23 protein-coding genes are annotated in these 21,021 nt (G+C 65.8%); 15 read left to right on the top strand and 8 right to left on the bottom strand.

The window, feature by feature from the left end; genetic code table 11:
* Nucleotides 1-6: 6 nt before the first annotated feature.
* The 5 genes from BR78_RS0103415 (at nt 7) to BR78_RS0103435 (ending at nt 6,570) form a co-directional block, all read left to right on the top strand.
* Complete coding sequence (locus BR78_RS0103415) at nt 7-3,198, top strand: efflux RND transporter permease subunit (RefSeq protein ID WP_029724099.1); 3,192 nt, start codon at nt 7-9, stop codon at nt 3,196-3,198.
* Nucleotides 3,195-4,631 carry an efflux transporter outer membrane subunit gene (locus BR78_RS0103420; RefSeq protein ID WP_029724100.1) on the top strand — a complete coding sequence of 479 codons (1,437 nt, stop codon included), beginning with the start codon at nt 3,195-3,197 and terminating at the stop codon, nt 4,629-4,631. Before BR78_RS0103415 ends, BR78_RS0103420 begins: the two co-directional genes overlap by 4 nt.
* A 161-nt stretch (nt 4,632-4,792) precedes the next feature.
* The gene (locus BR78_RS0103425) at nt 4,793-5,014 is read left to right on the top strand and encodes a hypothetical protein (RefSeq protein WP_029724101.1); all 222 of its coding nucleotides are present in this window, start codon (nt 4,793-4,795) and stop codon (nt 5,012-5,014) included.
* 5 nt (nt 5,015-5,019) lie between these two features.
* Nucleotides 5,020-5,544: a gamma carbonic anhydrase family protein gene (locus tag BR78_RS0103430; protein WP_029724102.1), complete on the top strand. Its 525-nt coding sequence runs from the start codon at nt 5,020-5,022 to the stop codon at nt 5,542-5,544.
* An 84-nt stretch (nt 5,545-5,628) separates the two neighbouring features.
* Nucleotides 5,629-6,570 (top strand): NAD(P)H-dependent flavin oxidoreductase, encoded by a 942-nt coding sequence (locus tag BR78_RS0103435; RefSeq protein ID WP_029724103.1) that lies wholly within the window; start codon nt 5,629-5,631, stop codon nt 6,568-6,570.
* 112 nt (nt 6,571-6,682) lie between these two features.
* On the opposite strand, the gene BR78_RS0103440 is transcribed toward BR78_RS0103435, so the two are convergent.
* On the bottom strand, nt 6,683-7,141 hold the full coding sequence (locus BR78_RS0103440; protein ID WP_029724104.1) for a DUF1465 family protein: 459 nt from the start codon (nt 7,139-7,141) through the stop codon (nt 6,683-6,685).
* A gap of 74 nt (nt 7,142-7,215) precedes the next feature.
* Nucleotides 7,216-7,413 (bottom strand): YdcH family protein, encoded by a 198-nt coding sequence (locus BR78_RS0103445; protein WP_029724105.1) that lies wholly within the window; start codon nt 7,411-7,413, stop codon nt 7,216-7,218.
* Nucleotides 7,414-7,582: 169 nt separating this feature from the next.
* Here BR78_RS0103445 and BR78_RS21220 point away from each other — a divergent pair, with 169 nt between their 5' ends.
* Nucleotides 7,583-7,735, top strand: coding sequence for a YdcH family protein (locus BR78_RS21220; RefSeq protein WP_081855594.1), 153 nt, complete (start codon nt 7,583-7,585; stop codon nt 7,733-7,735).
* Nucleotides 7,736-7,855: 120 nt separating this feature from the next.
* On the opposite strand, the gene BR78_RS0103455 is transcribed toward BR78_RS21220, so the two are convergent.
* From BR78_RS0103455 to BR78_RS0103475, 4 genes are all read right to left on the bottom strand, one after another.
* Nucleotides 7,856-8,233, bottom strand: coding sequence for a PilZ domain-containing protein (locus BR78_RS0103455; protein WP_029724106.1), 378 nt, complete (start codon nt 8,231-8,233; stop codon nt 7,856-7,858).
* A gap of 109 nt (nt 8,234-8,342) precedes the next feature.
* The gene (dksA, locus tag BR78_RS0103460) at nt 8,343-8,810 is read right to left on the bottom strand and encodes an RNA polymerase-binding protein DksA (RefSeq protein ID WP_029724107.1); all 468 of its coding nucleotides are present in this window, start codon (nt 8,808-8,810) and stop codon (nt 8,343-8,345) included.
* Nucleotides 8,811-9,561: 751 nt separating this feature from the next.
* On the bottom strand, nt 9,562-9,954 hold the full coding sequence (locus BR78_RS20340; RefSeq protein WP_231478129.1) for a hypothetical protein: 393 nt from the start codon (nt 9,952-9,954) through the stop codon (nt 9,562-9,564).
* Between the two features lie 221 nt (nt 9,955-10,175).
* Nucleotides 10,176-10,634, bottom strand: coding sequence for a host attachment family protein (locus tag BR78_RS0103475; protein WP_029934950.1), 459 nt, complete (start codon nt 10,632-10,634; stop codon nt 10,176-10,178).
* An 88-nt stretch (nt 10,635-10,722) separates the two neighbouring features.
* On the opposite strand from BR78_RS0103475, the gene serS reads away from it, so the two are divergent.
* From serS to BR78_RS0103495, 4 genes are read left to right on the top strand one after another with little or no spacing between them, the layout of a single operon-like run.
* Nucleotides 10,723-11,997, top strand: a complete 1,275-nt coding sequence (gene serS / locus BR78_RS0103480; RefSeq protein ID WP_029934951.1) for a serine--tRNA ligase — start codon at nt 10,723-10,725, stop codon at nt 11,995-11,997.
* Nucleotides 11,997-12,761: a 5'/3'-nucleotidase SurE gene (gene surE / locus BR78_RS0103485; RefSeq protein WP_029934952.1), complete on the top strand. Its 765-nt coding sequence runs from the start codon at nt 11,997-11,999 to the stop codon at nt 12,759-12,761. Before serS ends, surE begins: the two co-directional genes overlap by 1 nt.
* A gap of 47 nt (nt 12,762-12,808) precedes the next feature.
* Entirely contained in the window at nt 12,809-13,870 is a 1,062-nt protein-coding gene (locus BR78_RS0103490; RefSeq protein WP_029934953.1) for a M23 family metallopeptidase, read from the top strand.
* 12 nt (nt 13,871-13,882) lie between these two features.
* A complete protein-coding gene (locus tag BR78_RS0103495) occupies nt 13,883-14,884 on the top strand; it encodes a potassium channel family protein (protein WP_443027664.1) in 1,002 nt (333 codons plus the stop codon).
* Here BR78_RS0103495 and BR78_RS0103500 read toward each other — a convergent pair.
* A complete protein-coding gene (locus tag BR78_RS0103500; RefSeq protein ID WP_029724114.1) occupies nt 14,874-15,638 on the bottom strand; it encodes an AAC(3) family N-acetyltransferase in 765 nt (254 codons plus the stop codon). The genes BR78_RS0103495 and BR78_RS0103500 overlap by 11 nt on opposite strands.
* 36 nt (nt 15,639-15,674) lie before the next feature.
* Here BR78_RS0103500 and BR78_RS0103505 point away from each other — a divergent pair, with 36 nt between their 5' ends.
* Nucleotides 15,675-16,040, top strand: coding sequence for a DMT family protein (locus BR78_RS0103505; RefSeq protein ID WP_029724115.1), 366 nt, complete (start codon nt 15,675-15,677; stop codon nt 16,038-16,040).
* Here the strand turns inward: BR78_RS0103505 and BR78_RS0103510 are convergent.
* Nucleotides 16,037-16,441, bottom strand: coding sequence for a DUF1761 domain-containing protein (locus BR78_RS0103510; RefSeq protein ID WP_029724116.1), 405 nt, complete (start codon nt 16,439-16,441; stop codon nt 16,037-16,039). The genes BR78_RS0103505 and BR78_RS0103510 overlap by 4 nt on opposite strands.
* 88 nt (nt 16,442-16,529) lie before the next feature.
* On the opposite strand from BR78_RS0103510, the gene rimO reads away from it, so the two are divergent.
* From rimO to BR78_RS0103530, 4 genes are all read left to right on the top strand, one after another.
* Nucleotides 16,530-17,858, top strand: a complete 1,329-nt coding sequence (rimO, locus tag BR78_RS0103515) for a 30S ribosomal protein S12 methylthiotransferase RimO (RefSeq protein ID WP_029934954.1) — start codon at nt 16,530-16,532, stop codon at nt 17,856-17,858.
* A gap of 77 nt (nt 17,859-17,935) precedes the next feature.
* Nucleotides 17,936-18,616 (top strand): hypothetical protein, encoded by a 681-nt coding sequence (locus BR78_RS0103520; RefSeq protein WP_029934955.1) that lies wholly within the window; start codon nt 17,936-17,938, stop codon nt 18,614-18,616.
* A gap of 103 nt (nt 18,617-18,719) precedes the next feature.
* A complete protein-coding gene (locus BR78_RS0103525) occupies nt 18,720-20,114 on the top strand; it encodes a serine hydrolase domain-containing protein (RefSeq protein ID WP_029934956.1) in 1,395 nt (464 codons plus the stop codon).
* A gap of 68 nt (nt 20,115-20,182) precedes the next feature.
* On the top strand, nt 20,183-21,019 hold the full coding sequence (locus tag BR78_RS0103530; protein ID WP_156022202.1) for a hypothetical protein: 837 nt from the start codon (nt 20,183-20,185) through the stop codon (nt 21,017-21,019).
* The last annotated feature ends 2 nt before the right edge of the window (nt 21,020-21,021 follow it).

Here is a 21,021-nt window from a genome sequence, read left to right on the forward strand (position 1 = left end):
TCCGCCATGAAATTCCCCCATTTTTTCATCGAGCGGCCGATCTTCGCGGCGGTGCTGTCGATCCTGATCGTGATCGTCGGCGCGATCGCCTATCCCTCGCTGCCGATCGCGCAATATCCGAGCATCGCGCCGCCCACCGTGGTGGTCACCGCGACGTATCCGGGCGCGAGCGCTGAGACGTTGGCGGAGACAGTCGCTGCGCCGCTCGAACAGGCGATCAACGGCGTCGAGAACATGATCTACATGACCTCGTCGTCGACCGGCAACGGCCAGACGCAGATCACGATCGCGTTCAATCAGGGCACCAACGTCGATCAGGCGCAGGTGCTGGTGCAGAACCGCGTCCAGCAGGCCGAGCCGCGCCTGCCCGAGGACGTGCGCCGTCTGGGCATCACGGTGAACAAGAACTCGCCCGACTTCCTGATGGTGGTGTTCTTCACTTCGCCCGACAACAGCCTCGAGATCCCGTATATCTCGAACTATGTGACGCTGCAGGTACTCGACCGGATCGCGCGCGTGCCCGGCGTCGGCCAGGCACAGGCGTTCGGCGGCCGCGACTACAATATGCGCGTGTGGATCGATCCCGGCCTTGCCGCAGCACGCGACATGACCGTGGACGAAGTGGTCAACGCCATCCGCGGCCAGAACCTCCAGGTCGCCGCCGGCGCCGTCGGCCAGCCGCCTTATGGCAAGGCGAGCCCCGCCTTCGAGCTGGGCGTCCAGGCCAAAGGCCGGTTGAGCACGCCCGAGGAATTCGGCAAGGTCGTGGTCAAGCGCGATACCGAGGGTCGGCTGACCTATCTGCGCGACGTCGCCCGGATCGAGCTCGGCGCGCAGGACTATAGCTTCAACGGCTATCTCGGCGGCAAGAGCGCCGTCGGCATGGGCATCTTCCAGATGCCCGGATCGAACGCGCTCGCCACTGCGGACGCCGTGAAGAAAGAGCTCGATACGCTCGCCCAGAGCTTCCCCGCGGGGATGAAATATTCGATCGACTACAACCCCACCGAGTACATCTCGGAATCGATCAGCGCAGTCGAGCACACGCTGATCGAGGCGCTGATCCTCGTGGTGCTGGTGGTGCTGGTCTTCCTCCAAAGTTGGCGCACCGCGCTGATCCCGATCATCGCGATCCCGGTATCGCTGGTCGGCGCCTTCGCGGTTCTGTTCGCCTTCGGCTACTCGCTCAACACGCTGTCGCTGTTCGGCCTCGTCCTCGCGATCGGCATCGTCGTCGACGACGCGATCGTCGTCGTCGAGAATGTCGAACGCCTGATGGAAGAGGAAGACATCGGCCCGCGCGAGGCGGCGCACAAGACGATGGACGAAGTGTCCGGCGCGATCATCGCGATCTCGCTCGTGCTCGTCGGGGTGTTCATCCCGACGATGTTCATCCCCGGCATCTCGGGTGCCTTCTACCAGCAGTTCGCGATCACCATCGCCTCGGCGACGGTCTTCTCGGCATTCGTCTCGCTGACGCTGTCGCCCGCCTTGTGCGCCCTGGTGCTCAAGAAGCCGGAGCACGACAAGGCACCGCGGCCGGGATTGCTCGGGCTCCCCGGGCGCGCGGGCAAGAAGTTCAATGCCGGATTCACCTGGCTCTCGCACAGATATAGCCGCCTCACCGCACGGCTGGTGCGCATGTTGGTGATTGTCGGCGTGGTTTATGTCGCGCTGATCTTCGTCGTGGGCTGGCGGTTCACCGCCACGCCGAGCGGCTTCATCCCGCCGCAGGATCAGGGCTATCTGATCGGCGTGGTCTCGCTGCCGCCCGGATCGTCGCTGCAGCGCACCGATGCCGTGGTGCGCGAAACGATCAAGGAATCGATGAAGCTCCCCGGCGTCCAGACCTCGATCGGGTTCGCCGGCCTCGACGGCGCCAGCTTCTCGACCGCACCGAATGCAGGCGTGGTGTTCTTCGCGCTGAAGCCGCATGCCAATCGCAAGCAGAGCGCCGACGAAATCCAGCAAGCGCTGTATCCGGCGCTGGCCGGGATCAAGGGCGGCGACATCATGGTGATCGCCCCGCCGCCCGTTCCGGGCATCGGCACCGGCGGCGGCTTCAAGATGATGATCCAGGACCGCAGCGGCCAGGGTTACCAGGCGCTGGCGCAGGCGAGCTTCGCGATGATGATGGGCGCGAACCAGGCGGAGGGAGTCGCCGGTGCCTTCTCGTTGTTCAACGTCGGCACCCCGCGCCTCACCGCCGAGGTCGACCGCGACCGCGCCGAGCGGATGGGCGTTCCCGTCTCGAACATCTACTCGACGCTCGGTTCCTATCTGGGCTCGGCCTATGTGAACGACTTCAACTATCTGGGCCGCACCTTCCGCGTGACGGCGCAGGCCGACGCAGCCTATCGCAACGACGCCTCGGACATCCAGACGCTGAAGACGCGCTCGGCCGCCGGCAAGATGGTGCCGATGAGCGCGGTGATGGCGTTGAAGAACGATGCCGGACCGTATCGCGTGGTGCGCTACAATCTCTATCCAGCCGCCGAATTGATGGGCGACACCAAGCCCGGTTTCTCGACCGGCCAGTCGCTCGACTCGATGGAGGCGCTCGCCGCCAGGACATTGCCCAAGGGAATGGGCTTCGAATGGACCGAGCTTGCGTTCGAGCAGCGTCAGGCGGGCAATACCGGCCTGATCGCCTTTGGCCTCGCCGTGGTGTTCGTCTTCCTGTTGCTCGCCGCGCTCTACGAGAGCCTCGTGCTGCCGCTGGCGGTGATCCTGATCGTGCCGATGTGCCTGCTCGCCGCTATCCTCGGCGTGAACCTGATGGGAATGGACAATAATATCCTGACGCAGATCGGCCTGGTCGTGCTGATCGGCCTCGCCGCGAAGAACGCGATCCTGATCGTCGAGTTTGCGCGGCAGGGCGAGGAAGATCAAGGTCTCGAACCGCGTGCGGCGGCCGAGCAGGCGGCGCATCAGCGCATGCGGCCTATCATCATGACTTCGATCGCGTTCATCCTCGGCGTGCTGCCGCTGGTGATCGCGACCGGAGCGGCGGCCGAGCTCCGCCAGGCGCTGGGCGTCGCGGTGTTCTTCGGGATGATCGGCGTGACCTTCTTCGGCCTGCTCTTCACTCCGGCTTTCTATGTCATGGTCCGCAAGCTCGCGAGCTGGACGGAGAAGCAGCGCGCACGCCTGAGCCGCAAGAAGCCCGAAGCGCCTGCAACGGAGGCCACGGCATGAAGCGCCTGACGATCCTCGCCGCGGGCCTGCTTTCGGCTTGCGCGGTCGGCCCGAACTATGAGCGTCCCGCAACGCCGCCGACCGCGGCGGGGGCGTTCGTCGATCCCGGCGTGACAAAGGTCTCGACGAGTGCCGTCGAGGGCGAATGGTGGCATCTGTTCCGCGATCCGGTGCTCGACCGCCTCGTGGTCGACGCGCTGGCGCACAATACCGACATCCGCGTAGCGGCGGCCAATCTGCGCCGCGCCCGCGCCTTGCTGTCGGAAGCGCGCAACCAGCGGCTGCCGACCACCGATCTCAGCGCCCGCTACACGCGCCAGCGCCAGGGCGGAAACGCAGTCAACTTCCCCGGCGTGCAGAGCAGCGAATTCGACTTCTTCCAGGTCGGGCTCGACGCGGGCTATCAGGTCGATCTGTTCGGCCAGGTATCACGCTCGATCGAGGCGGCGCGGGGCGATCTGGCCGCGGCGCAGGCCGGGCTCGACGCCGCGCGCATCGCCATCGCCGCCGAAACCGCGCGCACCTATGCCCAGGCATGCAGCTTCGCCGCGCAAGCCGCGGTGGCGCGCGAGACGGTGCAGCTTCAGGACCAGACGCTCAGCCTCACCCGGCGCCTGCTCGAGGCCGGGCGCGGTACCCAGCGCGATGTCGATCAGGCGCTGGTGCTCTCCGAAAGCGCGCGCTCGCAGGTTCCGCAGTTCGAGGCCGAACGCCGCGCCGCGCTCTATGCGCTTGCCACCCTCACCGGCCGTCCGCCGGCCGAGACCGATGCCGCCGCGGCGCAATGCACCGTGCCGCCGCAGGTCAGCGGGCTGATCCCGGTCGGCGACGGTGCCGCTTTGCTCGCCCGTCGTCCCGATGTTCGTCAGGCCGAACGCACCCTCGCCGCCGACACCGCCCGGGTCGGCGTCGCGACCGCCGCGCTCTATCCGTCGATCCGCCTGCTCGGCTCGGTCACGCTCGGCGCGCAGAATATCGGCGACGTCGCCAAGTCCGACTCGTTCGGCTTCTCGCTCGGGCCGCTGATCAGCTGGAGCTTCCCCAATATGGGGCAGGCACGCAGCCGCCTGCGCCAGGCCGAAGCGACTTCGGAAGGCTCGCTCGCGACGTTCGACGGCACCGTGCTCACCGCGCTGCGCGAGGTCGAGCAGGCGCTCGCGCGCTATTCGGGCGAGATCGAGCGCAATGTCGCGCTCCGCCGCGCCGAGACCGCTGCGAGCAACGCCGCCCGCATCGCCGGGTTGCGCTTCACCGCAGGCCGCGACACTTTGCTCCAGCGCATCGATGCCGAGCGCGACCGGGCGACCGCCCGCGCCTCGCTGGCGCAATCGAACGCCGCGCTGGCCGAGGCACAGGTCGCCTTGTTCAACGCACTCGGCGGCGGCTGGGAGACGGCACCGCAGCCGGCGCGGCGCGAGCCTGTCGCCAACTAGTTCCAGTTGGGCGTCATGGCCGCCGCACCGTGATCGCGGTGCCGTCACGCGCGAGGCCAGTCATTGCTGCAATGCGGCGATCCGCAGAATCCCGGCATTGAAGCGTTAACCTTGTCTCGCTAACAACGCGGGCGGGGATCTTTGCGGGTGGGTATGGCGCGGTGGTCGAGTTCTTTATCTTCATTTACGCGATGCTGGCGATGTTCGTGCTCTTCGCGATGCAACGCAACCGGCGTGAGCAGCGGCCGAATTCCCAGATGGTGACGATGGTCGGCTGGGGCCTGTTCTCGCTATCCTCCACGCTCGCGATCCTGATGGGCGCGGTCGCCCTCGCGGTGGCATTGGGGCTCCAGATGCAGCTGCCCGCCGCCCCGCTCTTCTAGGGGCGATGCCCCTCTACGGAATCGGCGGCCTCCAGCCACGAATCGCTCCCGATGCCTGGGTCGCGCCGAGCGCCGACCTGATCGGAGACGTACAGCTCGCCGAACTGGCCAGCGTCTGGTTCGGCGCCGTGATCCGTGCCGACAACACCCCGATCCTGATCGGGGCGCGGACCAACGTTCAGGATGGCGCGGTGCTGCATTCGGATCCCGGCGCGCCATGCACTTTGGGCGAGGACGTTACTGTCGGCCATCACGCGATCCTCCACGGCTGCACGATCGGCAACCGCACGCTGATCGGCATGGGTGCCACGATCCTCAATCGCGCCGTCATCGGTGAGGACTGCCTGGTCGGCGCCGGCGCACTCATAACCGAAGGCAAGACCTTCCCACCGGGCCATCTGATCGTCGGTTCGCCCGCCAGAGCGACCCGCCCCCTCGACGACATGCAGAAGGCGATGCTCAAAGCCTCGGCGGCGCTCTACGCGGCAAAGCAGCGCGATTATGCGCAGGGTCTTCGCCGAGTCGACTGATCCCGTCCCCGACCGCCCGGCCATGCCGTAGCGTCGCCGACGGTGGGATAGACAGGCATTCGAGTTGCGCTACAAAACTGGTCCATGGCCCTTCCCCCGCTGTTCGATCGCCTCCGGCTTCCCGTCATAGGCTCGCCGCTTTTCATCATCTCGGTGCCCGATCTGGTGATCGCGCAGTGCAAGGCGGGGATCGTCGGTTCGTTCCCCGCGCTCAACGCGCGCCCGCAGAGCCTGCTCGACGAATGGCTGCACCGCATCACCGAGGAGCTTGCCGCATGGGACCGCGCCAATCCCGACGCGCCCTCCGCTCCTTTCGCCGTCAACCAGATCGTCCATCGCTCGAACGACCGGCTGGAGGCCGATCTCCACACCTGCGCCAAATGGAAAGTCCCAATCGTCATCACTTCGCTGGGAGCGCGGCCCGAGCTCAACGATGCGGTCCATGGCTGGGGCGGAATCACGCTCCACGACGTCATCGATGACCGGTTCGCGCACAAGGCCATCGAGAAGGGCGCCGACGGGCTGATCCTCGTCGCCACCGGCGCGGGCGGCCACGCAGGCGTGCTCAATCCCTTCGCCTTCGTCCAGGAAGTCCGCGAATGGTTCGACGGACCGCTGATCCTGTCGGGCGCGATCGCCACCGGCCGTGCGGTGCTGGCCGCGCAGGTGATGGGGGCCGACCTTGCCTATATCGGCTCGCCTTTCATCGCCACCGACGAAGCCAATGCCATCGATGCGTACAAGCAGGGCATCGTCGAGGGCCGGGCGGCCGACATCGTCTATTCCAACCTCTTCACCGGCGTGCACGGCAACTATCTGCGCAGTTCGATCGTCGCGGCGGGACTTGATCCCGACAAGCTTCCCGAGAGCGATCCAACCGCGATGAACTTCGGTGGCGCCAAGGCGTGGAAGGAGATCTGGGGATCGGGCCAGGGGATCGGCGCAGTGACCGCGGTGGAATCCGCCGCGGTCAAGATCGAGCGGCTGAAGACGGAGTACGCGGCGGCCAAGGCGGCGCTTCGCTGATCTGGGTTCGCTGAACGCGCTCCTGCGAAAGCAGGAGCCTAGGGCGGCAAGCGACTCGCCCGCAACTCTGGGCTCCTGCTTTCGCAGGAGCACGCGGTGCTCTGCAATTGCTTTAAAAGGAAGCCGATAGTCTCTCGAGCATCCGGCGCGCGGGGCTCGCATCCGCGGCCGGTTCGTCGAGCGAGGCGTCGAGTCGCGCGACGCGGCGATGCAATTCGATACTGGTCGCGATGATCGCACGCGCCTGTGCCGGCATCGTCTCCAGGATGGCGGCATCGGTCTCGGGCGCCTCGCCCAGCCGCCGCGACGGCGACAGGGCTTCGACCGGCGTGAGCTCGCCCGCCTCGACCGCACGCTGCGTCAGCAGCCAGGCGATAATGTGCATCAGCCGCGTCGTCACCTTGAGCGACTCGCACGAGAAGGTGACGCGGCTCAATGCTTCGAGCGAGTCGCGCTCGGCGCGCCCCAGCACATCGAAATAGGCGCGCGCCTCATCCGCCAGCAGCATCGCCTCGACATAGAGTGAGTCGACCAGCTTGCGATGGATCGTCGAGGTTGCCTGCGGCGTCATCCCGCATGGAGTGCCATAATGGGCGCAACAGTTGAATGCTTAATATTGCGGCACTTGGTCCCGGCGCGGGAGGCTCAGGCGATGATGTCGGGAACCAGCTGATCTTCGAGCTGCGTGATCTCGTCGCGCAGCCGCAGCTTGCGCTTTTTCAGCCGGGCGAGTTGGAGTTGGTCGGCCGAGCCGGTGCCGCGCAGCGCGTCGATCGCCATGTCGAGGTCGCGATGCTCGGTGCGTAGCGCCTCGAGCCGCCGCCGGGTCTCGCTCTCGTCCATTCCCGCCCCCCTTTTTACGCATACGCGCCGCACCGGATCGCGAAAGCTCGCCACGAACCATCGCGCCTTTTCCGCAAGCTGTCGATTGCGCTCAATAGGGGGGGCGACAAGCGGCTGCAAAGGTGATTTATTGGTTGACCCCGGCGCCAATCGAAGGAGGAACGCTTCCATGCAGAACGCGCATTTCGCGGCACTCAACGCCAAGCATTCGACACTGGATCAACGGATCGCCGTCGAGTCGCAGCGGCCGCTTCCCGATCAGATGCTGATCGCGGAATTGAAGAAACGGAAGTTGCGCGTCAAGGAGGAGCTCAGCCGCTAACGCGGAGACGCGATATCTTGTCGGGGAGCTGTGGCCTCGGGGCCGCGTCTCCCCGATATCGAGCATGATACGCTGGGCAACGCGTCAGATACACGGAGATATCGCAGTCGGAATCACGCCTCAGCGGCGCGTTATGATCGGTTTGGCGAATTGCCGACTTTGTGTGCCCTTGCCCACCGGCTTGCGCGCCAGCATCGGATCGATCTCGATGTCGAAGGCGACGCCGACACGGCCGTCGGTCGCCCAGGCGATCCGGCCCTTCACCCAGCCCACGCCGCGCACTTCGATCTCGACCGGCGTACCGGCTTCGACGGGGGCCGCATATTCGGCCATCAGACCACCGGACGAGAGATTGCGCACGCGCGCCTGCACGACCTTGTCGTCGCCAAAGACGCGGAATTGCGCGGTCAGCAACAGGCTGTCGCGCGAGCCGGTACGCTGGCCGGTGAAATCATCGGCCGAGAGCGCGTTCACGGTTTCGGTAGAGAATTGGTCCATGGGTGCTGCTCGAACGCCAAAATTGATCTGGCGCAATTAGAGCATCAATCCCTGACGAAAGCGTAAATTTGAGGGGCGCCGACCAAAAATCGCGCGCCCCTCGAAACCGCTATTCGTCGCGCGAAACCTTCTCGTTCCGCTCGTGACGCTCCTGCGCCTCTACGGTCATGGTCGCAATCGGCCGCGCTTCGAGGCGGGCGAGCGAGATCGGCTCGCCGGTCACTTCGCAATAGCCATACTCGCCTTCGTCGATCCGGCGCATCGCCGCATCGATCTTGGCGATCAGCTTGCGCTGACGATCACGGGTGCGCAATTCGATCGACCAATCGGTCTCGCTCGACGCCCGATCGGTGAGATCGGCTTCGCGCAGCGAGTCGGTCTGGAGCTGGTTGAGCGTGCCCGCGGCCTCGCGATAGATCGCGTCCTTCCAGGCAATAAGCTTCTCGCGGAAATATTCCTGCTGCCGCGGATTCATGAAAGGTTCGTCGTTGTGCGGCCGGTATCCGTCGTCACCGTCATTCGCCGCCGGCGGGAAGTGTTTCCCAGGTTCGTCGGAGCGATCCAATACTGTAGCCATCCCCACTCTCCACACCGGTCACCCAGTGGCCAAGCCGCTGGACGACTGCCTTTTGCCCGGATGCCCTATACTTGCGCGCGAAGGCATAGACAAGCGCGCTATTATGACAGCCGTTTTGCCTAATCCCCGGTAACTTGGAGGAAATTAGCAACAGCTGAACAACAGTCGCGCGTTCGGCAAATTTAACCATCTCCATTCACGAGTATGGCGTCGGCGCTCCGGCATTCCGTACCGAAACCGCACATTAACCATAAGCTCTGCGTCGTGACGGTGAAAAAACGTCCAGGAACACGGTAAACGGCCCTCGACGCGCTTGCGCTTAATAGTTTGTTTTGCGTTTCCTGGTCATTGAGGGCGCACAAGCTGCTGACGGTCCCGTGGGGAGCGAGCGCCAGCAACAGGAAGAGTGGGACATCATGTCGGTTCGCATGGCCTTGGCGAAACTCTGCGCATGTGCCTGTGGCGGCGCAGTCATCGGTGGCGGCGGCGTCTATGCCGTAGAGCGCGTGACGCAGCCCAGCGTGGTCAAGCAATATACGGTCGCGAAGAAGCGAGTCGTCCGCAAGGGGCCGGTCGCCGGCGTCGTGCGCAAAAAGCTCGTTCGCCGCGTGACCACGACCACCACGACTCAGGCAGCGCCTCAAGTCGTCGTCGTGGCGCAAAGCGCGCCCATCCCCCTTCCCCCGCGTGAAATGCCCGCGGTCGCGGCCGCAAGCAGCGCGGCGGCAGGCGTGGTCGGTGGTTCGGGCGGCTATGGCGGCTTCGGCGGCGGCTTCTTCGCCGGTGGCTTCTTCGGCAGCTCCGGCAGCAGTTCGGGCAGCAGCAGCGGAATCAACATCGAGATTTCGAGCGGCGGCACGAGCACTTCGTCGGGGGGCTCGTCCACCTCGACCGGCGGTTCGTCCACCTCGACCGGTGGCTCGTCTACCTCCACCTCCACCGGCGGCTCGTCGACCTCGACGTCCACCGGCGGTTCGTCCACCTCGACTTCGAGCGGCGTCAGCTCGTCGACCTCATCTTCGACTTCCTCGTCGACCTCTTCGTCCACGTCCTCCTCGACATCGTCGAGCACGTCGTCGAGCGGCAATTGGAGCACGTCGAGCGGCTGGAGCAATTCGAGCGGCTGGGGCTGCAAATGGGGCAAGCATTGCGGCGGTTCGAGCGGCCATCACGGCTCGAGCGGTTCGACCGGTTCATCGGGAGGCCCCGAGCCGGTCCCCGCCCCGCCGATGATCCTCCTCTTCGGCGGCGCCGCCGCCGCGCTGGTGGCGCGCAAGCGTCTGGCCAAGAAGAAGGACGCGGCTGTAGCATAACCCGTCACCCCCCGCCAGAACGGGCGGGGGTGACGGGTTGGCACCTTGGCCTTTACTCCATCTTGAGCAGCACTTCCTCGATCTGCGGCACGGTGTGCCCGGTCAGGTCCTTGTCGATCTCCGCCTTCAGCCGGCCGCTCACTTCCTTGTGATAATGCTTGCGGAGCTCGCCCAGAGTCTTGGGCGGCGCGATGACGATCAGCGATTCGAAATCGTTGTTGAGCGCGCGCTTCTTGAGCAATTCGGCGGTCTCCGCGGCGAAACGATCCTCTTCGAGTTGGTGGAAATCGACTTCGCCCATGTTCCCCGCGCCCCATTGCGCGCCCGCGGTGCGGGTTCCCATCGATCCGCCAGCCAGGTCGGTCGCCTGCTCGTTGTGATCGAGATTATGTTTGTCGATGACCTTCTTCTCGACCCGCAGGTTGGGAATGGTGGCATCGCCTTCATTCCTGAGGAACAGCATCTTCCGGCCATCCGCGACCACCACGACCGTATCGTGCGGAACCAGCATCGTCTTCTCCTTCGTTTTCGTCGCTTGTCCAACGCAGCCGCGTGGCTCAGGGTTGCGCAGGCCACCGCGCGCAGCCATACGCCCGGCCATGCACGACATCCGGTTCATCCGCGAAAATCCCGAGGCCTTCGACGCCGGACTGGCGAAGCGCGGGCTGGCGCCGCGTTCGGCCGAGCTGCTGGCGCTCGACGAGCGCCGCCGCGCGCTGATCACCGAGGCGCAGGTGGCGCAGGCGCGCCGCAACGAAGTCTCCAAGGCAATCGGTGCCGCCAAGGCACGCCGCGACGATCCCACCGACCTGATGGCAGAAGTTGCCGCGCTCAAGGAGCGCATGCCGGCGATCGACGCCGAGGAGAAAGCGGTCGGCGCCGAGCTTACAGGCGCGCTGGCTGCGATCCCCAATTTACCACTCGCCGACGTGCCCAAGGGCGCCGACGAGGAAGACAACGCACTGATCCACGAGCGCGGCACGCCGCCCTCCTTCACCTTCGAAGCGAAGGAACATGACGCGATCGGCCCCGCGTTCGGGCTCGACTTCGAGACCGGCGCGCTGCTGTCGGGCTCACGCTTCACCTTCGTGCGCGGCAGCGCCGCCCGGCTCCACCGCGCCCTCGGCCAGTTCATGCTCGACACGCTCACCCGCGAGCACGGCTTCGAGGAAGCGGTCGTCCCCCTGCTCGTCCGCGACGAAACCATGTTCGGCACCGGCCAGCTCCCCAAGTTCGCCGAGGACAGCTTCCAGACCACCGACGGCCGCTGGCTGATCCCGACCTCGGAGGTCAGCCTCACCAACACGGTGCGCGAGCAGATCCTGCCCGAGGAGATGCTGCCGCTGCGCTTCACGGCGCTCTCACCCTGTTTCCGCTCGGAAGCCGGTTCCGCGGGGCGCGACACGCGCGGCTATATCCGCCAGCACCAGTTCGAGAAGGTCGAGATGGTCTCGATCACCACGCCCGACCAGTCCGAGGACGAGCACGAGCGGATGACCGCCTGCGCGGAAGACATCCTGACAAAGCTCGGCCTCGCCTTCCGCCGCATGAAGCTCTGCACCGGCGACATGGGCTTCTCGGCCGCGCGCACCTACGACCTCGAAGTGTGGCTTCCCGGCCAGGCGCGCTATCGCGAAATCTCCAGCGTCTCGACCTGCACCGATTTCCAGGCCCGCCGGATGAACGCGCGCTATCGCCCCGAGAGCGAGAAGGCGACACGCTTCGTCCACACGCTCAACGGCTCGGGCCTCGCCGTCGGCCGGACGCTGGTCGCCGTGATCGAGAACTACCAGCAGGAGGACGGCGCCGTGGCGGTGCCCGAAGCACTCCAGCCCTATCTCGGCGGCCTCAACCGACTCGAACCGCTGCGCTGATGCGCATCCTGCTCACCAACGACGACGGCATCCACGCGCGCGGCCTTGGCGTCCTCGAACGCATCGCGCGGACGATCTCCGACGACATCACGATCGTCGCCCCTGCCGAAGAGCAATCGGGCAAGAGCCGCTCCCTCACCCTGACCGAGCCGTTCCGCGTCCGCCGCATGGGCGACGGCCGCTATGCCGTACGCGGCACCCCCACCGATTGCGTGATGTTCGCGCTCGCCGAGGCGATGAAGGATTCGCCGCCCGATCTCATCCTCTCGGGCGTCAACCGTGGCGGCAATCTCGGCGAGGATGTGAGCTATTCGGGCACCGTCTCGGCTGCGATGGAAGGCGCGCTGGCGGGCATCCGTTCGGTCGCGCTCAGCCAGCGCTACGAGCACACCGGCATGGGCGATCAGGTACCGTTCGACACTGCCGAGGCATGGGGCGAACGCGCGCTCAAGCCGCTGCTCGACGCGCCCTGGGCGCCGCGGACCCTGGTCAACATCAACTTCCCGCCGGTCCCGCCCGAAGCGGTAAGGGGTATCAAGCCCGTCGCGCAGGGCCTGCGCGATTATGGCCGGGTCGGGCTCGACAAGCGCGTCGATCCGCGCGGCTTTCCTTATTACTGGCTCGCGATGAGCCGGCTGCCACACACGCCGGATCCGGACACCGATCTGGAGGCGATCGAGCAGGGCTGGATCACGGTGACGCCGCTGCACCTCGATCTCACTCACCGCAACTCGCTGGAAAGTCTCAAGTCAGTCTATTGTTAAGCATCCCTGTTTCCCTTATTAAATTTTCAGGGGTGAGGGGGTTCGCAATGCACCGGATGGGGGCACTGCTGTTCGGCGTCATATTGATGTCGGGCTGCATACCGGCTGAGGCCGGGCGCGAAGCGCGCAGTTATGATGCGCCGGAGCAAAATCGGCCACAGGAGCAATTCGAGCGCCGTTCGCTCGATCAGGACGTGCGCGCGCTGCCCGCGCCACCTCCTGCCTGGGAGGCGCGTCGCGTCACCGCCGATGCGCGGCAGGTGACGAGTTCGACTTATGTCGTGCAATCGGGCGATTCGCTTCGTTCGATCGCGGCCAAAACCGGTGCCGGCTCCGAGGCGATCGCCCGTGCCAACAACCTCGCCGCCCCCTTCGTCATCCAGCCGGGCCAACGGCTCAGCATCCCCGGCGGCCGCTATCACCTCGTCCGCGGCGGCGAGACCGGCATCGCGATCGCCCGCGCCTACGGCGTGCAATGGTCGAACGTCGTGTCGGCCAATGCGCTCGAGGAACCCTATATCCTGCGCACCGGCCAGCGGCTGTTGATCCCGAGCGCACGCCCCGAGACGATCGAGGAACGCGCGGCACGCTTCCATCTCGACATCGACGACATCCTTACCGGCGGCGAACCCGCGCTGGCGGCCAATGCCAAGCCCGCCAAACCGACCGCCTCCTCGGCACGCGTGCTCCCTGCGACCACGCCGGTCGCGACGCCGGTCACGCGTGTGGCAAGCCTGTTCGCCTGGCCGGTAAAGGGCTCGATCGTGAAGCGCTTCGGCCCCGGCAAGAGCGGTGAGCGGAACGACGGCATCAAGATCGCCGTCCCGCTCGACACGCCCGTCCTTGCCGCCGCCGACGGCGTGGTGGCCTATGTCGGCAGCGACGTCCCGGCGCTCGGCGGCCTCGTCATTGTCAAGCACGGCAATGCCACCACCACGGTCTATGGCCATGCCGGACAATTGCTTGTGCAGCGAGGCCAATCGGTGAAGAAAGGCCAGATGATTGCGCTCTCCGGCAATTCGGGATTCGCCGACCGACCCGAACTCCATTTCGAAATCCGCCAGGGGCGCACGCCGGTCGATCCGGTATCGAGGCTGCCCGCGCGCTAGCCCCGAATGGCCATGCTCCCGCCCGCGACGCTCAAGCGCAAGTCGAGCCTCCCGGTCTGGGTGTCGATCGCGTGGCGGGTGCTGGCCGTGCTGGGGTTGCTTTCGCTCGCCGTGGGAGTCCACTGGATCGAACGCGATGGGCTGAAGGACACTGCCGACGGTCACGTCAGCTTCCTCGACATTCTCTATTTCACTTCGATCTCGGTCACGACGACGGGCTATGGCGACATCGTGCCGGTCAGCAATTCGGCGCGGATGTTCGACGCGTTCGTGGTCACGCCGATCCGCGTCTTCGTGGTGCTGCTCTTCCTCGGCACCGCCTATAATTTCGTGCTCAAGCGCACTTGGGACAAATGGCGTATGGCAGTGATCCAGCGGACCCTTTCCGGGCACATCATCGTCGCCGGCTACGGCACCACCGGGTCGGAAACCGTCGACGAACTGATCGCACGCGGCACCGACCCGGGCCACATCGTCGTGATCGACACCAGCGAGAGCAATCTAGCCGGCGCGAAGGCATGCGGCTGCATCGTCCTCCAGGGCGATGCGACGCGCGACCAGATCCTCAAGGACGTCCGGATCGAAAGCGCCGAGTCGCTGATCGTATGCGCGGGCCGCGACGACACCTCGATTCTGATCACCCTCACGGCCCGTCACCTCGCCCCCGCGATCCCGATCAGCGTGATCGTCCGCAACGAAGATAACGAGCTGCCCGCGCGCGCTGCCGGTGCCACCACCGTGGTCAATCCGGTCAGCTTCGCCGGGCTATTGCTCGCCAGCTCGTGCCAGGGCCCGCATCTGTCCGAATATCTGATGGACCTCGCCTCGTTCCACGGCGAGGTCGAGCTGTCCGAGCGGCCAGTGCGCGGCGAGGAAGTCGGCAAGCCGCTCGCCGCGATCCAGACCGGCCTCGGCCTGCGCATCTATCGCAATGGAGTCGCCCATGGCCACAAGGCGCCCGAAGCGGCGGCGTTGATGGCCGGCGATCAGATCGTCGAGATCATCACCGGCTAAGGCTCTCCCGCGCCTCGTCGCATTCCTCGCAGCCTTCGGAGCCATGCAGAAAGACCAAAGGGTCCGCCTGCACGCGCGGCACCGCCACCCGGATCAGATCCTCCACGTCGAACAGCCGGGAATCCGCGTTGCCGATCCGCCCCTCGCACTGGAGCCCCTCGGCGCGAAGCCAGTCGTCGGCGAGCGCGAATTTCTCGCAGCAGCTGTCATTCTCGCCATAGTCCACGCGCACGCCGTCGGCGCGGGTATAGTGATAGTCGCTGCGATAGGGCGCGCCGCCCAGCAATTCGGCCAGATGCAGCATCGTATTGGCATCGTGACCCACGCCGAGCAGCAGGATCTGGCCGCCCGCCTCGCGGATTCGGTCGATCGCGCTTCCTGGCGCCGCGGGCGGCAACACGAACGGGCCGCCCGTGATCCACTCGGCCTCGGGCCCGATCGCCGCCACCGCATCGAAATGCGCGCTGCGCACCACCCCGGGCTGCTGCCAGAACAGCGACGGCACGATCCCCAGATCCTCGCGATTGGCCGTCGTGGCGGGATCGAAAGGCAGATCGTCCTCGCCGGTAGCCGAGGGCATTGCCAGGGTCCCTTCCGGCCCCAGCGCCGCGCGCAGCGCCGCAATCAGGCCCAGTGGTCCGCCCTCCACCGGCCGCACCGCACGGAAGCTCGAATGCACCAGCAGCACACCGCCCTCGCGAACCCCGAGCGCGCGAAGCTGGGCTACCAATTCGGCCTGACTCGTCACTTTCATGCTTGACCCTCATTCTGCCGCGGCGATGGTTCCGCCATGCCAGCAAATCTCTTCGCCAACATCCTGCCGATCCTCATGCTGATCGTCTCGAATATCTTCATGACCTTCGCCTGGTACGGCCATCTCCGCTTCAAAGCCGTGCCGCTGATCCTCGTGATCCTGGTGAGCTGGCTGATCGCGCTTCCCGAATATCTCCTCGCCGTCCCCGCCAATCGCTGGGGCAGCAATGTCTATTCGGCGGCGCAGCTCAAGGGGATGCAGGAAGTGATCACCCTCGCGGTGTTCGCGGCCTTCTCGATCCTCTATCTCGGTCAGAAGATCACGGTGAACCATCTGATCGGCTTCGCGCTGATCGCGGCCGGGGCGTTCTTCCTGTTCCGGGCGCCGGTGATCGCAACCTAGGCCAGCAGACCGAAGATCGCCCCCATCACCAGATAGACCGTGATCCAATAGCCCGCGTCGATGAAGAACAGCGACCGCGGCTGGCGCGAGAACAGATAGTTCACGCCGAACGAGGTCGCGACGAAGCCGACGCCGATGATCGCCGCGACCACCAGCGAATAATGCAGCCCCAATGGCGCGTCATAGGTCTGATAGAGATGGTCGAGCATGAACGCCGCGACCAGATTGAGCACGAAGGTCGTGCCGAAGATCAGCGCCATGTTGGCGCCGGCCGCGCTCTCCGGCGTGATCCCGCGCGCTTTCATCCACGCTTTTCCGAACAACGGCCCATACCAGAGTCCGCCCACCAGGAAGCCAGCAAGCGCCGCCAGCACGATCGCAATCCAATGAAAATGCATCATCCCCTCCCCTGTCCTGCAGGAACGTGAAGGTACTTCGGAAACCCCCGGCTAGCAATTTGCGCGAAAAAGCCTATGTCGCCCGCCAATCATGGCAACCAAACTCCCTGAGTCCCCTCGCATAGGGATGGTGTCGCTCGGCTGTCCGAAGAACCTCGTCGACAGCGAACGCATCCTCACCAAGCTGCGCAGCGACGGTTATGCGATGTCCCCCGATTATCAGGGCGCCGACATCGTATTGGTCAACACCTGCGGCTTTCTCGATTCAGCCAAGGAAGAGTCGCTCGAAGCGATCGGCGAGGCGATCGCGGAGAACGGCCGCGTCATCGTCACCGGCTGCATGGGCAAGGAAGCAGAAGTCATTCGCGCGCGCTTCCCCAACGTCCTCGCGGTCACCGGCGCGCACCAGTACGAGGAAGTCGTCGGCGCGGTCCACGATGCAGCGCCGATGCCGCCCTCGCCCTACGTCAACCTCGTCCCCGATGCCGGGCTCAAGCTTACGCCGCGCCACTACAGCTATCTGAAGATTTCCGAGGGCTGCAACCATCGCTGCGCCTTCTGCATCATTCCCAGCCTGCGCGGCGATCTCGTCAGCCGCCGCCCCGACGCGATCCTGCGCGAGGCGGAGAAGCTCGTCGACGCGGGGACGAAGGAACTGCTGGTCATCAGCCAGGACACGTCTGCGTACGGCGTCGACATCCGCAAGGAGCCGCGGATGTGGAAGGGGCAGGAAATCGTCCCCCACATGACCGATCTCGCCCGCGAGCTCGGCAAGATCGCGCCCTGGGTGCGTCTCCATTACGTCTACCCCTATCCGCATGTCGATCAGGTCATCCCTTTGATGGCCGAGGGGCTGGTGCTCCCCTATCTCGACATCCCGTTCCAGCATGCCTCGCCCGCCGTTCTCCGCCGCATGCGCCGCCCCGCCAACGAGGCGAAGGTGCTCGAGCGGCTGCGCGGCTGGCGCGCAATCGCGCCGGACATCACGGTCCGTTCGACCTTCGTCGTCGGCTTCCCCGGCGAGACCGAGGAGGATTTCCAGTATCTCCTCGACTGGCTCGACGAGGCCCAGCTCGACCGCGTCGGCGCCTTCCGCTTCGAGCCGGTCGAGGGCGCATCGGCGAACAGCCTGCCCGATCCGGTGCCCGAAGAGGTCAAGGAAGAGCGCTACGCCCGGGTGATGGAGAAGACCGCGGCGATCTCCGCCGCCAAGCTCCAGGCCAAGGTCGGCCGCACGCTCGAGGTGATCATCGACGAAGTCGGCGAGGACGGCGCGACCGGCCGTAGCCAGGCCGACGCCCCCGAGATCGACGGCGAGGTCTTCCTGCGCGACGCGGGACATCTCAAGCAGGGCGACATCGTCAGCGTCTCGATCGAGGATGCCGACGAGCACGATCTCTACGGCGTGCCGCTCGCCTGATTTTCCGCCCTTCATCGGCACGGAGGGCTGTTTTCCAGAGCATCTCGACCTAGATCTCCGCGCGAAGGAGAATCCAGATGCGTCCTCTCTTGTTCCTCGCGCTCACGATGCTCGCCGCGCCGCTTCCCGCGGCCGCGCAGTCTGGCGGCACCGCGCATCTCTATGCCTATAGGCTCAGCGACAAGCCGGCCTTCGAGGCGGGGTATCGCAAGCATCTCGAATGGCATGCCCGGATCGGCGACAAGCTCGTCTGGTACGCCTGGTACGTGACAGCCGGCGATCGCGCGGGCGCCTTTGTCGACGGCACGTTCGGCACCACGCCCGAGCGCCTCGCGAATCGCCCTCGCGTCGAGGAAGACGGCGCCGACTTCCGCGCCAACGCGGCGGCCTATGCCGCGGCGATCGGCAACGAAGGCTGGGAGCTGTGGCGCGAGGCCAGCCAGGCCCAGCCGCTCGAACAGCGAAAGCCACAAGCGCTCGTGCAGGTTCACGCGATCGCCGTGACCGACGCAAAGCGATTCGAGGCCGCATTGCTCGCCCGGCCGATCACCGGTGCGAGCTGGTATCGCGGCATCGGCGAGACGCCCACGCCCTATCTGCTCATCGCTCCTGTCGCGACCGCCGATACGAAGCCCGATCTCGCCGCTTTGCTCGGCGCCGATCACCCCGCACTCGCATTCGCGCGCGCCGTTCGTTCGGAGGCATGGACCTATGCCCCGCGCCTCGCACTGCTCCCGGGTGAGCCGCTCGCCCCCTGAGCCATGCCCCGTGGGCAAGGCTGCCGGTCATCATCGAAAGAGCGGCCGGGATGACGCCGCCGAAAGGCTGGCCTAAGCTCGGGCGGTCCATTCCGGAGGCCCGATGTTCCGCACCCTGCTCGCCGCCCTGCTCGTCGCCACCCCGGCTGCCGCCCAGCAGCTCACCCCCGCCGAAACCACCAAGGTCGATACGATCGTCGCCGATGCGCTGAAATCATCGGGCGTCCCCTCCGCCTCGGTCGCGATCGTCCGCGACGGCAAGATCGTCTTCGCCAAAGCCTATGGCGATCAAGGCCCGGGGATGAAGGCCACCAGCGCCGACGCCAAATACCAGATCGCCTCGGTCTCCAAGCAATTCACCGCCGCCGCGCTCCTGCTGCTCGAGGATGAAGGCAAGCTCAGCCTCGACGACAAGGTCTCGAAATGGGTGCCCGGCATCACCGGCGCCGAGCGGATCAGCGTCCGCCAGCTGCTCAGCCACACTGCCGGCATTCAGGATTACTGGCCGCAGGACTATGATTTCGCGGCGATGGAGAAGCCGGTCACGCCGCAGCAGATCCTCGATCGCTGGGCGAAGAAGCCGCTTGATTTCGAACCTGGGACCGCGTGGCAATATTCGAACACCGGCTATGTCGTCGCCGGCATGATCATTGAGAAGGCTTCGGGCATGAAGCTGCTCGATTATCTCCAGAAGAAGATCCTCAAGCCGCTCGGCATGCAGGCGATGGATCAGGATTATGCCGTCGGAAAGGGCTTTCCGCAGGGCACGCACCGCTTCGCGCTCGGCCCCGTGCGTCCGGCAAAGCCCGCCGCGCACGGATGGCTCTGGGCGGCGGGCGAACTGGCCATGTCGGCCAGCGACCTCGCCAAATGGGACATCGCCCGGATCGACCGGAAAATCCTCTCGCCGGAAGATTGGGCGGCACAGGAGACCGAAGTGAAGCTCGCCGACGGCAGCGGCACGCATTACGGCCTCGGCGTGGCATTGGGGAGGCGCGAAGGAACGCCGGTGGTCGAGCATGGCGGCGAGGCCGTCGGCTTCCTATCGGAGAATTTCGTGCTGCCCGAAAAGCGCTTCGCAGTGGTCGCTCTGGTCAACGCCGATTTCGGCGGCGCGCCAGGCGATATCACGACCGACATCACCAATCTCTTCTACCCGATCACCCCGCCGCAGCCCGTGGCCAGCCTCGATCAGCAGCGCGACGCGCTCGCCCGGAACCTGTTCGACCAGTTGCGCACCGGCAAGCTTGACCGCGCGTTGCTCACCGAAGACGCCAATTACTATTTCACGCCCCAGGCGACTGCCGACTATCACGACAGCCTCGCCCCGCTCGGCGATCCGGCACGCTTCACGCCGCTCGGCAAGCCGCGGCTGCGCGGCGGCTTCGTCAACCGCAACTACGAGATCGTCTATGACGGCAAGCGGCTGATCGCGATCACTTATGCCGAGCCGGGCGCACAGGGGAAATTCGAGCAGTTCCTGGTCCAGCCGCGTTGATTCGTGCCGCGCTCCTCTCGGGCATCGCCTGGTTGAGCCTGGCCAGCCCGAGCGATTCCGCAACGCAAGTGACCAGCGTCGACCCGCTGGCGGTTCAGGACGATGATTTCGCCCGCCACCGCGATCCCGCTGAGTGGCGGGGCCTCGATGTCAGCCGCATCGAGTTCCGCGAGGAGCGTGCGGCGTGGCGGCTCTGGCGTATCGAAAACGCGGGTCACCGCCGCGGCCCGCTCTGGTTCGTGCCGCACGACAATGAAAATGCCGGATTCGAGGCCGGGCTGGAGGCAGTCCGGAAATATGGCGGCACGCTGATCGCAGTCGATGCCGGCATCGCCGATGACGGCGCCCGGATGAATCGGGCAGTCGATTACGGCCGTCCGGTCGATCCCAACCGCAACTTCGATACCGCTTTGCCCGGCTATGCCCGCCGCATTCTCGCCGACCTGACGCCCGGCATGCCGATCATCGCGCTCCACACCAATGCGCGCGGCTTCGACACCGGCGAATCGCGCTGCAACAAGTCCGATCCGCCCGGCAGCGGGGTGATTTCGATCCGCTATTGCGACGATATGCTGCGCCCCAGCCCTTCGCTCGGCCGCGCCTGGCCGTGGGACGACGACGATACCGTCGCCTTCGCCACCTTCCGCACCAGCGACAACCCCTCGGCCGCTTTCTGCCGCGACGAAATGATCGCCGCCGACTTCAACGTCGTCCAGGAACGCGTCGTGGAAAGCGATCGATCGCTCTCCAACTACGCGGTGTTGCACGGGCTCGACTATCTCAACTTCGAGACGCTCGACCGCGGCGACGGAGCCGACGGCCTTGCCGAAGGCCGCCGTCGCCTCGTCCACATCATCGATCGCGCGCTGGCAATGTGCGCGCCCAAGGTAAAGCCAGTCGACTGACC

The sequence above is a fragment of the Sphingomonas sp. UNC305MFCol5.2 genome (assembly GCF_000712135.1).
GTDB lineage: Bacteria > Pseudomonadota > Alphaproteobacteria > Sphingomonadales > Sphingomonadaceae > Sphingomonas.